Annotated in this window: 15 protein-coding genes; 1 reads left to right on the top strand and 14 read right to left on the bottom strand. The window is 47.4% G+C overall.

The features are described 5' to 3' along the window. Nucleotides 1–86: 86 nt before the first annotated feature. From OCU43_RS06550 to alaC, 4 genes are all read right to left on the bottom strand, one after another. On the bottom strand, nt 87–473 hold the full coding sequence (locus tag OCU43_RS06550) for a tautomerase family protein (RefSeq protein WP_091352502.1): 387 nt from the start codon (nt 471–473) through the stop codon (nt 87–89). A gap of 59 nt (nt 474–532) precedes the next feature. After that, entirely contained in the window at nt 533–1,255 is a 723-nt protein-coding gene (locus OCU43_RS06545) for a polyamine aminopropyltransferase (RefSeq protein WP_091352499.1), read from the bottom strand. A 183-nt stretch (nt 1,256–1,438) separates the two neighbouring features. Beyond that, nucleotides 1,439–1,867, bottom strand: coding sequence for a gamma-glutamylcyclotransferase family protein (locus tag OCU43_RS06540; RefSeq protein WP_245756469.1), 429 nt, complete (start codon nt 1,865–1,867; stop codon nt 1,439–1,441). Between the two features lie 309 nt (nt 1,868–2,176). After that, nucleotides 2,177–3,409: an alanine transaminase gene (gene alaC / locus OCU43_RS06535; protein WP_091352496.1), complete on the bottom strand. Its 1,233-nt coding sequence runs from the start codon at nt 3,407–3,409 to the stop codon at nt 2,177–2,179. Between the two features lie 587 nt (nt 3,410–3,996). On the opposite strand from alaC, the gene OCU43_RS06530 reads away from it, so the two are divergent. Then, nucleotides 3,997–4,614 (top strand): Fic/DOC family protein, encoded by a 618-nt coding sequence (locus tag OCU43_RS06530; protein WP_091352490.1) that lies wholly within the window; start codon nt 3,997–3,999, stop codon nt 4,612–4,614. A 503-nt stretch (nt 4,615–5,117) separates the two neighbouring features. Here OCU43_RS06530 and OCU43_RS06525 read toward each other — a convergent pair. The 10 genes from OCU43_RS06525 to uraH all read right to left on the bottom strand — a co-directional run bounded on the left by OCU43_RS06525 (nt 5,118) and on the right by uraH (nt 14,047). Further along, nucleotides 5,118–5,465: a DUF3024 domain-containing protein gene (locus OCU43_RS06525; RefSeq protein ID WP_091352487.1), complete on the bottom strand. Its 348-nt coding sequence runs from the start codon at nt 5,463–5,465 to the stop codon at nt 5,118–5,120. A gap of 158 nt (nt 5,466–5,623) precedes the next feature. Beyond that, the gene (locus OCU43_RS06520) at nt 5,624–6,028 is read right to left on the bottom strand and encodes a DUF1801 domain-containing protein (RefSeq protein WP_091352484.1); all 405 of its coding nucleotides are present in this window, start codon (nt 6,026–6,028) and stop codon (nt 5,624–5,626) included. Nucleotides 6,029–6,119: 91 nt separating this feature from the next. Then, nucleotides 6,120–6,485, bottom strand: a complete 366-nt coding sequence (locus OCU43_RS06515) for a VOC family protein (protein WP_091352482.1) — start codon at nt 6,483–6,485, stop codon at nt 6,120–6,122. A gap of 793 nt (nt 6,486–7,278) precedes the next feature. Next, entirely contained in the window at nt 7,279–8,313 is a 1,035-nt protein-coding gene (locus tag OCU43_RS06510) for a GGDEF domain-containing protein (RefSeq protein ID WP_091352479.1), read from the bottom strand. A gap of 857 nt (nt 8,314–9,170) precedes the next feature. Next, complete coding sequence (locus OCU43_RS06505; protein WP_091352476.1) at nt 9,171–10,361, bottom strand: DUF3047 domain-containing protein; 1,191 nt, start codon at nt 10,359–10,361, stop codon at nt 9,171–9,173. A gap of 102 nt (nt 10,362–10,463) precedes the next feature. Further along, complete coding sequence (locus OCU43_RS06500) at nt 10,464–11,150, bottom strand: response regulator transcription factor (RefSeq protein ID WP_091352474.1); 687 nt, start codon at nt 11,148–11,150, stop codon at nt 10,464–10,466. Beyond that, nucleotides 11,144–11,710 (bottom strand): sensor histidine kinase, encoded by a 567-nt coding sequence (locus OCU43_RS06495; RefSeq protein ID WP_245756468.1) that lies wholly within the window; start codon nt 11,708–11,710, stop codon nt 11,144–11,146. The genes OCU43_RS06500 and OCU43_RS06495 overlap by 7 nt, the downstream gene beginning before the upstream one ends. Next, nucleotides 11,650–12,630 carry a hypothetical protein gene (locus OCU43_RS06490; RefSeq protein WP_245756467.1) on the bottom strand — a complete coding sequence of 327 codons (981 nt, stop codon included), beginning with the start codon at nt 12,628–12,630 and terminating at the stop codon, nt 11,650–11,652. Before OCU43_RS06490 ends, OCU43_RS06495 begins: the two co-directional genes overlap by 61 nt. After that, complete coding sequence (locus OCU43_RS06485; RefSeq protein ID WP_091352469.1) at nt 12,614–13,132, bottom strand: tetratricopeptide repeat protein; 519 nt, start codon at nt 13,130–13,132, stop codon at nt 12,614–12,616. The genes OCU43_RS06490 and OCU43_RS06485 overlap by 17 nt, the downstream gene beginning before the upstream one ends. A gap of 561 nt (nt 13,133–13,693) precedes the next feature. Further along, the gene (gene uraH, locus OCU43_RS06480; RefSeq protein WP_091352468.1) at nt 13,694–14,047 is read right to left on the bottom strand and encodes a hydroxyisourate hydrolase; all 354 of its coding nucleotides are present in this window, start codon (nt 14,045–14,047) and stop codon (nt 13,694–13,696) included. Between the last annotated feature and the right edge of the window lie 60 nt (nt 14,048–14,107).

The raw sequence follows: 14,107 nt of genomic DNA, 5'->3' as shown, positions 1-14,107 counted from the left end.
TGTCTGCCTCCATTCTATATAAGCTCTCTAACCCGGTCTTAGAGCTCTGTCTGAGAATTGTGTGATCAACACAGCTCTACCGTTTCTTACACATTAACTTTGTAGTTCAGATCCCTGGCTTCATCGCCAGTTATCCCTCTGAAGCCCCACTGATAAGGAGCCTGCTCCTTAATGGTAATCTCAACATCCACCGGGGAGATAGACAGCTGCCCCTCGATCTCATGAAACAGGGCCTTGATCAGCGCCTTTTGCGTTTCCGGTTTACGACCCGCCATCATATTAATCTCAATCACCGTATAGGCGTCAGATCGGCCACCCGGATAATAGAAGTCCTCTTTATCCATCGGCACAAAACGGTGGGCACGCTTATCTTCAGGCATACCCAGCACCGCTTGCATACAACCATGAATCACATCGGATAGCTGAGCTTTTAGCGGATTTAAGCGCTCTTTAATTCCATAGACAACGATCATAATTATTCCTTAATGATGATAAGTATGGGGTTGCGAAAACCGCAAGCCTACTGAATGCGCTATGGCTTCACACACACATACACAGAGTTAGTCGATTCGCCGCCCTGAAACGGATTATAGAAAGAGACCACATGGGATGTCACTTGTGCAAAAACTGTGTTCAGCAACGCTTCAAACTGCGCTTCAGGCAGATTCTGTGACCACATGGCAAACACACCACCGGGATTCAGCTGTTGCGCCATCAGTGCCAGATTTTCAGTGGTATAAAAGCTGGCATTGGCAGAGTTAAGGTATTCCGTAGGCGAATGATCGATATCCAGCAGAATGGCATCAAACTGTTTACCAGCACTGTCCGGGTCAAACCCCTGCTCAGGGTCTGTCGCCAGATCGAAGAAGCTACCCAGCACATAGCGATTACGAGTATCTTCATTCAGTATTTTCCCCAGCGGCACCTGCTCTTTCCGGTGCCAGCCGATCACAGTCTCAATCGCATCAACCACCAGCAGCTCTGCAATGCGCTCATCCTTCAGAGCAGCCACAGCGGTATAACCCAGCCCCAGTCCACCGACCACAACACTAAGGTCATCACCCTGCACTGCCGCTAACCCCAATGTCGAGAGTGCCTCTTCCGCCTCGACAAACATACTCGACATGAGAAACTCTTCACCGAGTTTCACTTCGTAGATATCCCGGTCACCAAAAGCAGGCATCCGCCGTTTGCGTAATGAGATCTGCCCTAATGGCGAGCTCTGGCTATCAATCTCTTCAAATAATGGCGGCATGGCGGGTTAGTCCTGATATCTGATGTGAAATGGAGGCAGGCAAACATCATACTTGCCTGATGCGGTAATGGAAAATATTGGTTAGTTTCGCTGTGAGAGTTTTTAAAAAACAAAAGCGGTTTAACCACAGAGGGCACTGAGGACACTGAGGAAAGAACTGAGGAAAGATAAACGGGAACGGATTCATTCTTTTTTCAGCAGACGGTACACCCAGGCTGACCGACCATCCTGCAGCGTCACTTCCACCCTCTCGTAGCGAACACCCAGGCGTTCATAGCGATCCAGCGCTCTGAACTCATTGGCATTCACCATGATCAGCTGTCCCTTGATAACCGCCCCGTTATCCACCTGAATATCAAGCTTATCCTTACGAAAACCCGGTAACTCAGCCAGCTCAACATCGCCGCTACGCCCCATCACCAGCCAGCGAACCCAGGGTTTGGTGAGGGTTCCATAGACAAATACGGGATAGGTCGCGTGCTCCTCAATAACAGGCAGATTGTCAGGCGGATTATAGCCAAAGGGGCTGGCAAAGGTCAGCCACAGATAGCCAACCGCCATAATCATGAATGCGGACAGAGTCGCCAGTATATATCGAATCGGTTTTCCCATGGCGTTCCCCTGATTGAACCTACTTTTTATAAAAATCGAGCGTTTTTACTGCAGTAGCCAAAGGGCATGCTAAGGACACAGAAAGCACTGAGGGAAAAGCGGAGAAAGAGGCTCGCTTATAAATCGAATATATCTATCCTTAACCTTCTTCTCCCGAGCCTTTTCTTTATCCTTTCTCCGTGTACTCAGTGCCCTCTGTGGTAAGTTTTTTAAGGATTATCCACAGAGAACACGGAGGACAGAGAGGAAAACGCGGGTAAAGATTCATTTTTATAAGCACAATAAATCTGTCCCGTTTTTTCCTTATGCTTAGCGGCGTTTTTCCGGCATCTCAATCAGGCCATCTTTGCGGAACATCGCCTTAATACCACGCACCGCCTGACGGATACGGTCCTGATTCTCGATCAGGGCAAAGCGAACGAAACCATCACCGTAATCGCCAAAACCCACGCCCGGAGAGACGCATACTTTAGCGTCAGAGAGCAGTTTCTTGGCGAACTCCAGTGAGCCCATCGCCTGATAAGGTTCAGGGATTTTAGCCCAGATATACATCGATGCTTTAGGGATATCTACCATCCAGCCTGCTTCATGCAGCCCTTTTGCCAGCGCATTACGCCGTTGCCGATACTGCTCAGCAATATCCAATACGCACTGCTGATCCCCTTCCAGCGCCGCAATTGCCGCGACCTGCAGCGGCGTGAAGGTGCCGTAATCGTGATAGCTTTTGATTCTCGCCAGCGCATGCACCAGCTCTTTATTACCCACCATAAAGCCGATACGCCAGCCCGCCATATTGTAGCTCTTGGACAGGGTGAAGAACTCCACCGCGACATCCTTGGCACCCGGCACCTGCATAATCGAAGGGGCTTTCCAGCCATCATAGACAATGTCGGCATAAGCAAGATCATGCACCACGATGATATCGTGCTCTTTGGCCAGGGCGACCACACGTTCAAAGAAATCCAGTTCAACACATTGTGCAGTGGGATTGGACGGAAAACCAAGAATCATCATCTTCGGTTTCGGAATCGATTCACGGATCGCCCGTTCCAGTTCCACGAAAAAGTCGACGCCGGGAATCAGCGGTATCGAGCGCACCTGGGCACCGGCAATCACCGCACCGTAGATATGGATCGGGTAACTCGGATTGGGCACCAGCACGGTATCACCATGATCCACCGTCGCCAGCATCAGATGCGCCAGCCCCTCCTTTGAACCAATGGTAACAATCGCCTCCTCTTCAGGATCGATATCAACATCATAACGGTCCTGATACCAGCGGGAGATCGCCCGTCGAAGGCGTGGAATACCCCGAGACGTGGAGTAACCATGGGTATCATCGCGCTGCGCGACGGTGCAGAGCTTCTCAACAATATGCGGTGGTGTGGGGCCATCGGGGTTGCCCATACTGAAATCGATAATATCCTCGCCACGACGGCGCGCCGCCATCTTCAGCTCAGCGGTGATATTAAAAACGTACGGGGGCAAGCGATCGATACGGGAAAAATGACGTACGGGGGGTGTGCCAGAATTATCGGCCATAGTAACCTCTATTAACGTAAGCGCCCGGAACCGTCCGAGCGACGCCGACCCTGTGTTCAGGGACGTAGGGGAAATATTAGCGGTATATGAGCGGGCTGGCTAGTCGGGAATACCAAAATTTCTGGAGAAGCAGGTAAAGACTTGAGTCGCTAGACGTCGCTTCGCAGCTATTAACTTCAGTAGTTAGACGTCGCTTCGCTCCTTGCCAGATGCGGCTTCGCCGCTTGCTAGAAAAAGACCTGCGCAGCTCGTGGTTCAAACGCCGGTTCCCAGCTTGCTCGTTATCTCGGAAAGCCTGCTTAACAGGAAGAGTGATGGAGCAGGTTTCTGTGCTATTAAGAAGGGGTGGTGAAATCGATGACTCTCCGGCCCTTTTAATTTCATTCACCACAGAGGGCACGGAGGAAGAATTCATGATTCATAACCCATATAATTTTATCGCCGATGGATTACGGTTACTCTTGCGCATAAAAGGAATCTACCTCTTTATTTTGTCACTATCCCGAATATAACAAACAATCGTGATTGAATTGTTTGGTATGTGCTTTTAAGCTGGCAATACTAACGCTAAGGGGTTTCATTAACCTATGACCAGATATGAGATCGATTCGTCTGAAACCCGATACCAGAATGGTTCAAACGGCACCGTGTTGGCAAATTCGCTCGGCATCACAAATCCTTCAGAGATGAATGATATTGAAGCAATACTGTTAACCAAGCTCTATGAAAAAATTTTCACCGCTAACACTCTTGAACCTGACAGCTGTTCTTTTGAAGACATTTCAACCTGGCATAGACAATGGCTTGGTAACGTCTATGAGTGGGCAGGGAAAATAAGGAATGTCGATATGGGAAAAGCCGGATTCCAGTTTACTTCACCACTTCAGATTCGCAGATGCATAAACAAATTTGAAACAGACTATTTATCCCAATTCCAAAATCTGCCATACATGGATAAAGAAGAACTAATCCGCTACCTGGCACGCAGCCATATCGAATTTATCCTGATACACCCTTTTCGTGAGGGGAACGGGCGCATAAGTCGATTACTGATGGATTGCATGTGCAACAAAGCGGGAATTGGGTTATTAGATTATAGCCTTTGGGATAAACATAAAGAATTTTACGTAGCATCTATCCAGGCAGGCGTGTCACACGAATACCAGCATATGGAGCGGTTAGTTAGTGATATTCTAGACAGCTAAAGACAGTGAGCGATACTTACTCTTGTTTGCTTGCAGCTTTTGCTCTATCGAATCCACAGACTCCCTTGTTTCGATAGCGGTAGAGCTAGCCACGGCCCTGTATATCATTTTTTGGGTTACTTTTTTCTTTTCATGTTTCATGGCTGGCTACCGTAACATCAGCAAACTAATAAATTACATGCTACATCAGCACTACTCGCTATTCAATCTCAAAAAGTCCATCGTTAGGTTGAGGGTCTTTGCAAACACACTGCGGGTATTGAGTGCTCTGAATTACAAGAACGTCAGGTTCTGTTTTTTGTACTGAGTCTGAATCATATTTTCAGATCAAAATAAAACTGCCCCTTTTTTAAGACTATCTACATAGCGGCTGCTGGAGTTATCCGACAGTCTGAAGCTTGCAATAAAAGCCAATTGAAGTAGAACTAAACCATGATAGAGTCGCGCAGTGAATCACGGGGTTGGCGGCACGAAAAATGATCGCAATGCTTGTGATTGTTATCTTATCCGAAGAAGCAGCTGTTTGCGTCTTCACCCACAACTGCTAAGAATTCTTCGAAATACTTCACAGTTGGCATTGGCGTGTAGCTATGCCATTTAAGATCCTGGCGCTGCCAGAAGATCTTCCAAATGCCGTTCTTTTTCACGTAGGTTGCTTTCGCAATGGGAATTTCGATTTTCTCGTTTGGATTATCCCATCCAGATCTAATTTCGAATATCTCGACACTTTGATTTTCAATGCGATAAGCGAGATCAACCTCATTCCGAATATGGGGTGGAGGCCGATGATCATCAAGAAATTTCTCCAACTCCTTCTCACATCGCTTAGTTTCAAACTCACTGATCGCCATCTTGGAAGCCTAATCCTCGTTTTCAAATAACACAGAGTTCAGGGGGGAGCAACGCTACCACCCTGCCTAAACCATTGTGCCGCAAACACTAAAGTCGATTCAAACTAAAAATGCCAGGCGTTGAGAATCTCTCTTAAACGCTTTGTAATGTGAATTTTTCAGGCACCAAGAAGCGGTAAATGTTTACGCTGTTGATACGTTAAAGCCAACTCTAAGCAGTGCTTTATGATTCCTTCTGGCAGTGGCTCTGATAATGAAAACACTATTGCTCTGTTTCCCTGAAACTCTAGCACTTCACCATACAGTTCCCGGAATGTATCGACTAACTTAGTTTTGCAATTGAAGAAGAGAAAGTAATGATTGGGAGACTTCAGTTTCCAGTCCATTCTGAGCGGGGTTCCTGTTTTGACACTGTAGCTTGGTTCACCCCATTTAAGAGATTCTTCGACTTCACCCAACTCCAACTCAGCAGCGACTTTAAAGACAAGATTTCTCACTTCCTCTAACCTGGCACGTGCACTTTCTGGATATTTATCGAAGCGATCTTTAACGACCCGATCCATTGAACTCTCCTACTTACATAATGCCACACATCGGCGGTGCAGCTTTGCTGAGTCAAGCTGCATGTGATTGTTAGGCGGTAGTTTTGATATATTAATTATCAATCTTCTCACCAAACATTATTCGGTGTCCGTCATTCGTACAAATTCCGAACTCCCTCATGCCCCAGGGTTCACTTTTTAGAGCTTTTATTACTTCGGCACCTTTACTGGAAATCTCCGCGAAATGCTGATCTGCGCTATCAACTATAAGGTACGCAAAATAGGAATGATCCCCCAATTCACTTGCCGGAATCGAATCTGGGCAATCTCCTGCCATTATTCGGCATCCATCGCGTTCAAACATACGCCACCCATCATCTCCGATTTCTCGAATAGTGAATCCAAGCACATCTTGATAATACGAGGCTGCCGCAGATAAATCCCGAACGGCAATAACATACATATTGTGAGTAATCATTGCTTACCACCTAACATTAGAGTTGCGTGCCTTCGCGCTTTGACACCGCCAGACTGTAAAATGAGAAGCTATATCTATTTGAACTGAAAGGGTAGTTCTGAAGCACATCGTTTTTCATCCCTGAAAATGCGCATGCGCGTTTTGGCACTTTCAACCGGCACATAGTCTCACCTGTTGATATCCTTATTTGCCTGATTCTGCACCACTTTAAAGGGTTATGCCAGTGGCAAAGCGTACCACTCTTTCTGAGTTATCCCAATTGACTGTTTATATAAAAATACTGGGATTATCCACAGCGAGTAACGAGAAGATTAAAGACTATAAATGAGGCCCTTTCTCTGTGACCTCAGTGTTCTCTGTGGTTAACCTTTGATCTCTGAAAGTCGTTCTAGCGCATAAAACGCAGGGGATCAAAAAGTATCATCGGCCGTGGTATCAGGGTATGCATTCCCATGCCGGAGCATGGGAACGAGCGCAAGGGCTCCTACAGTGAGTTGATTAATTGCAGGGGGCGTGTGGGCGAGTCTTTTCAATAAGAAGTTTGACAGTAACCCCAATCGAGACGGGGTCGCCGTCTCCCACAAAACACAGAAGGCCATAATTCCCGCTTTTTCGAGCAACAAGCCACGAACAACGGCTTCGCTTTTTCTAACAACTCAATCCCTATCATTAGAGCAGCATCCATAGGTGCCATTTGCAGGTTACCCAGTCTTGCATTGATGTGACGTTGATGCGCCCAAAGCGAAGATAAGCAGTATCTATCAATGACTGAACAGTATATTCATACGACTGATTACATGTACGCTGGATTATTGGCAATGTCCTGAATGCCTGAGTTTTTTCTTACTTCTTTGTACTTGTGTTTTGCAACATACATATTCTTATCAGCCTGCTGGATTAACCCTTCAGCTGAAATATTTTCGCCTGCAGAGGCCTGTGCATAGCCAAGACTAATAGAAAGGTTTTTATCATACTTCCTAAGCCGATCGGCGATACGCACGCCAAAGGTATTCTTTGCCTGAGCTTCTGTGCAGTTAGCGAAAATGATACCGAACTCATCACCACCATAACGAAAAGCATGATCTTCTAATCGCGTAAGACTCTTAATTGCGTCGGCTACAGCGATCAGGATTTGATCTCCTTGTTGATGACCAAGGGTGTCATTGATTAGCTTGAAATCATTTATATCGATAAATACATAGGTCAGTGGTTCGGAAGATCGCTTTGAGCGACTCAACTCATTAGTAAGTATTTCAGTCAGCGAACGCACATTCATCAGACCTGTCAGAGGGTCTTTTGCGGCCATGATATTTAAGTGATCAACAATGACTTCACGTCCTGACTCGTATACATGGGCTGCAGCCCATATTGCTGTAGAGCATAGTCCAATATTAACCAATGCAATCCAATGAGCCTCCGGGACTGGTTGCCAGTTGCGCCACCCAAGAATGCTTAACCCCACCAGTAGAAAGACTGATGTTATCCACATAGCTGTTTTGCGGCCCAACAGAAGATAGGAGATCACTGGGAAAATATAAATCCAGGAAAACAGGCCTGAACGAAAACTGGAAACCCAAATACCAAGCAGAACTAAGCTAAAAAAGGTACACAGATAAATAAGTGACCATCTATGCAGGTTAGGTGTTTTTTTAGCAATTAATAATAAACAGCACCAGAAAACTGTCATCGTTACCTGAATCAATGCATAGAGCTTGAGATCTACTGTCCAGTTAAAATATGCAAAAAAAGCTGCGGAGGGGATAGAAATGCTGAGCAGGACACTCAATACTGATCGACGGTAGTGATTTACATCTGACAAGAGCATCATGTGTTCTTTAAGAACCTCTTACGGCAAAGAATTATTTCAGCGTTGAAATGTGTCTGTAATCATTGAAGAACCATTGGCTGCTATTTGATCTTTACCAAGCGTAAATGTTTTACGAAATGCCACAGCTGCTAAACACCTGATTCTCTAATGAGGAAATAAGCATAGTGGCTGCGTTGAACAAAATATACTGTATATTTTGGGGAAGATACTCATTTTAGGGTCTGCCCTATTCCGCCCCCTGGTGAGAGATTGTGCGGCTTGTGAGAGCAGTGGGGTTAGGGCGAGTACTGCCTCTTGAGATGATCAGGTGTGGGATTTTAGAGATGGGCTAAGTGGGGCTGGTCGAAAGGCAAAGCCGAGGAGGAAAGATAGAGATAAAAGATCGCCCTTTCTCTGTGTTCTCTGTGGTTAACCTTTGATTTCTGAAAGTCGTTCTGGCGTAGAAAACACAGGGGATCAAAAAGTATCATCGGCCGTGGTATCAGGGTATGCGTTCCCACGCCGGAGCATGGGAACGAGCGCAAAGTCGTTCTGGCGCAGAATGCACAGCGGATCAAAAAGTATCACCGGCGTGGTATCAGGGTATGCATTCCCACGCCGGAGCATGGGAACGAGCGCAATAGTTTATTGCAGGGGTCGTGAGGGTGAGTCTTTTCAATAAGAAGTTTGGCAGTAACCCCAATCGCGACGAGGGCGTCGCTCCCACAAAACACAGAAGGCCATAATTCCCGCTTTTTCGAGCAACGAGCGACGGCCTTTCATTTAACCATCCATCGCTTCAGCAGAAAATAATGCCCCTTCAAAAGGGGCGAATATCCTTTTCTTTCAATTAGTTAACACAGGAGAAATAACCAGCGTCACAACACTTTGACGATTGTTGAGCCGTGGTGTAAGGCTATATCACTATAACTACATCTACCCGAGCTACGAAGGAACACGCTGTTGGCAATCAACCAGATTCGGGTGATCTGGGTGGCCGAACCTCCAATAAATTGCTGATAATCACTATACAGGTTCCGCTGCTCTTTCAATTCTTTACCTAACTCAGTTGCCCCACTTCGCTGCACAACATGGGTTTCTATGTCGCTCCAGCGCGGCAGTGGACATTGAAAAACCTTGCCTTCCGGTAACGATGAGCTCCACATATATGTAATGTCTTTACCATCATCAAACTCAACTGCAATTGATAGATAATCGTGACTCAAGACGGCATCTTCGGCTACATCAGCCGGTAGCTGTTCAACCAGCCACTGCCAGGAAATACCCAGCCCCTTCTCCAGGGGCATTTCGATGGGATATTGTAAAATACCTACATCTTTGTGAGTGTTGCAGTCTATATGGCCCTCATGATCACCGGTAAAGATCCCCCCATCACCAAACATATACATATAGTGCCAACCCGCCGGCAGGCTGCTTTCATGGCTTAATCGCTTTATTTCGGCACTTACCAAGCCTTCTACATCACCGGCTGCGGAAAGTTGTATCAGTCCCTGGAGCGGATCGTCCTGCCATACGATCGCCACTCCCTCGATGAAGCCTTCAGCCGCGACGTAGTGCTCAGGGGGCGTGAATAACTCACCCTGTGGATTTGAAAATTCACCTACGGAACGGGCGATCTCTAAAACACCGGAGCGGTCGGCTAGCATAGTGCCGCTATTATTCATCGGATTATATGAGAGGCCACCATCAATACGTGCATGAAAAGCAACACCCGGCTCCACCCACAGATCCATCTCTTTAACAATCCACCAGCGACCGTTCAACAGAAAAGTAACAGATTGCCCTGCAGTTAACTGTCCCAGCGTTTGGGTCCAGGGAAGATCCTCCGGGGTCAGGGTAAAGTTGATCAGCCGTTCGATATTAGCCCTGGAGCGGTTAACTAAATTCGCCACCTTGAGATGAAAGTTTTTATTCGGCTCCGGTGCAGAGGCACCACTTTTCAATGCTAATGCCGAGGCACAGGGAAGCAGAGCGCCAACCCCCAATATAGATTTAATCGCTCGTCTGCGACTCTGACTGCTTGACTGATCTGAAGATGACTTTGACATACAGGATTCCTTATTACGTTACGGTTTCTATGTAGCGTAATAAGTGCGCGCTGTTGTTAGGTCAGTTTTGAGTAAGTAGAAGGTAAGTTTTTTGTAAGCCCTTCATGCCTCATAACGATAGCCAGAACCCCGTGCGGTTTTAATAATCTCGGGAACCTTCTGATCTGTTTCAATTTTCCCCCTTAGCACCGCAATAGATTGATCAAGCGCCCGGCTATTGGGAAAGTAATCGCGTCCCCAGCACTCGTTAAACAGCATATCCCGGCTTACCACATTGCCCTCTGATTCATACAATAAGCGCAGAATAGATAGCTCTCTGGGGGTTAATTCCACTGAATTACCCTCACGCACCGCCCTTAAACCACCAACATCAACATACAGATCACGCATCCAGAATCCGGAGATCGGTTCACAGCTTTTATACAGGGGTATTCTTCTCACCATCGCCTCGATGCGAGCTAACAGTTCATTCACACTGTAAGGTTTGCTGACATAATCATCCACACCCAGCGCGAGTCCTTCAATACGTTCAGGTTCAGAGCCCTTGGCAGATAACATCAGAATCGGCAGTGTCGGCCAGTGACTTCGCAGCCTTTTACAGAGTTCGTCACCCGACATGCCCGGTAAATTCCGATCCAGAATACAGAGATCCGGTTTCGACTGCTGACAGGCTTGCCAGGCGTGTTCTGCCGTGTCAAAGCACAGGCAACGATAACCCTCAAGTGTCAAAAGCTCTTTTAAGCCCAAAGTGGTCAGAGAGTCATCTTCAACAATCAGCACAGTTAACATGGGGGATCTCGCTTCAGTATGGGCAGATAAAGCTTATAGTGACGGCCGGAGTCTGTCATTTTCATATCCAGTCGACCATCAAATTGAGCTGCGAGTCGCTGACAGGTTTGCAAGCCAAGGCCCAGCCCGGCAGGGGCGATAGCATAGGGGCTATCAACCGCTTGCTGCCTGCAGTTATTTACCGAGAAGAACAATTCGTTGTCCTCCAGTCCTGCCGCCATTGTAACCAGATGTCCGGGAGCATACTTACGCGCGTTGTCGAGCAGATTCAGTAACACTAACTCAACCGCGAGTTTTGGATACCAGTACTTATCATTGAGTGTCGTTTGTACACAAAGCTGACAGCCCGTTGACGTCAACCGGAGCTGATACTGCTGATATAGCGACTGTAAATGGGTTGCCGGTGACAAATACTGCCACGGGTCTACTGGTTTTCCACGCATGAGTGCTGTGGCATTATCGATGATCTGAGAAATACGCAGCATCTCGTTATCAACAATCAATTGATAACGTTCTTTATCTGATTGTTCTTCGGAGCGCAGCATGAGACCGACATACAAATTGATATTACCCAGAGGAGTTCTGAGTTCGTGGGCAATATCCTGAGTACAACTAAGCAGCGTTCCGCCCGCGAGACCTGCACTTTGTAATGCCGGTAAACCAGGTAGGAGACAGCGCAGCTCAGCCCCAGCAGCGGCAGCACCATCGCGAGAAATAACCAGCGAGCAGAGGCAGTTTCCTGCGGTGCAACTTTAAGTTGCGGCGTAATGATCAACCCGAGTTTTTTGAAGGTGTACTGCACCTTGGGCGGAGTATCAGGAGCGGCCTGCAACTGACTAAAGCTGTCCTCAATTTTAAAGTCATGGCTCAGCACTCTGAGTTCATCGCTATCCCACACCCAATCATGTACCACTTTAGCTGTCGACAACACACATAGGGTCATACCTGGCTGCCCCCGCCAACAGTAAAGATATGCAGGACCAATTGAAGTGGTTACCGCCAGCCAGACATCCACTGTCTGATTAGCTGAGCGACGCTGTAATTGATCATGTGCAGAGATAATGTCTGTTTTCACATCGTCCAGTAACGTTTTATCAAAAAACGTCAGTGCGAGGCCAGAATCCGGGTAGAGAATACCATCGTCGGTATACACAGATACCAGTTCAATCAGGGGGCTATTAGTGGCCAGAGAACTTAAATCTCCATATTTATCATCCAGTATCGCACTGCGCACCGCGGTCTGATGCGATAAGGCCAGGGCATCAACCTGCCTGGATAATAAACTCTGTAACAGCCTGGACTCTGCCGTAGTCTTATCGAACAACTCGCCCTTATGCAGCTCGTCCAGCGCCCGATAACCATGAATACCCAGTCCAACGACCAGCATAAACGGAATCAGAACGGCGATACCGATAAGCAACCCAGCATACCGGCCAGTGCTGCTAATCAACCGACTTAGCACATTATCTCCACTGCTCATACGCCTCTACGGCATCTGGAAACCCTTGTCTGGCAGCCAGTTCTATCCATTGCCGGCCGAGTGTTTCATTTCTGCTATGGCCGTAACCCCGTAACAGCGCCAGGCCATAATAATACTGCCCCCGGCTATCGCCAGTGTCTGCCGCACGCTTTAACCATAACGTCGCAACTTCAGGTAGTTCACCTGTATTAAGCACGCCGTCCTCATAAAAATTTGAGAGCATTAACATTGAGGCAACCAGGCCTCGGTCAGCACAAGCATTAAGCAGGGTCATCGCACTCTCATGTTTACCCTCTTTATGAACCTCATAAGCTGCCCAGCAGATCACCCCTAATCTTTCGGGCAAACGCTCAAGCTGTTCCATATAGTAACGTAGATCTTCCACCGGATTAAGATAACCATCGTCGATGGGGGCAGTATTCGCGTGAACAGTGCCGCCGTGCAACATGAATATCAGCGCCAGGCTGGTATATAAGTGATGAACGTTCAGGAAGTATTTCATAGCTAACCTCTGTATTAGAAAAAACCGTTATAGGTAGGCTTTAATTTTTACAGAAGTTGCTCCGCCTGTGTGTAAGAAGCACGTAAGAAATTGATCGGGGATATGACAGCATGAAATTTACAGAAAGACAGATGTAAAAGGTCGCCCTTTCTCTGTGACCTCTGTGTTCTCTGTGGTTAACCTTTGATCTCTGAAAGTCGTTCTGGCGTAGAAAACACAGGGGATCAAAGAGTATCATCGGCGTGGTATCAGGGTATGCATTCCCACGCCGGAGCATGGGAACGAGCGCAACAGTGGGTTGATTAATTGTGTGGTTGAGTCCCTTTAATAATAAGTGCGGCAGTAATACCAATCGCGACGAGGTACCCAGAGGGCATGCTAGCGTCGCTCCCACAGCTCCTACAATACCCAGAGGGCATGCTAGCGTCGTTGCTACAATTACCAACCCCCGCTTTTTCGAGCAACGAACAACGAGCTACAGCTTTTGAAACGCTTTTTCTAACAACTAGCAAGCGGCGAAGCCGCGTCTGGCAGTCGCGAAGCGACGTCTAGCGACTGCAGTTAAGACCCGCGATACGTCGAATAGCTGTAAGGCGAGATCAGCAGTGGAACATGGTAGTGCTCCTCTTCATCGGCAATACCAAAGCGCAGTACCACATCATCAAGGAAGGCGGGTTCTGGTAGTTCGACACCCCGTTTGCGGTAATAACTGCCAACACTGAAGACCAGTTCGTAGACGCCCTTTTTAAAATCAGCTCCTTCCAGCACCGGCTGGTCACAGCGGCCATCATCATTGGTCAGGGTGGTATGCAGCAGTTCGCGGCGGGTATCGCTGATACGGTAGAGCGCGACAGGTATGTCACTGCCAGGACAGCCGTGGGCTGAGTCCAGCACATGTGTTGTCAGATAACCCATAAGTTATTCATCCTCTCTTTTATACTTACGCTTTGCATAGTTAAACGTTTGCGACTTACG

The sequence above is a fragment of the Amphritea atlantica genome, assembly GCF_024347255.1.
GTDB classification, from domain to species: domain Bacteria; phylum Pseudomonadota; class Gammaproteobacteria; order Pseudomonadales; family Balneatricaceae; genus Amphritea; species Amphritea atlantica.
Note: the sequence above shows the minus strand (reverse complement) of the source record. Positions and strands in the feature narration are given on the sequence as shown.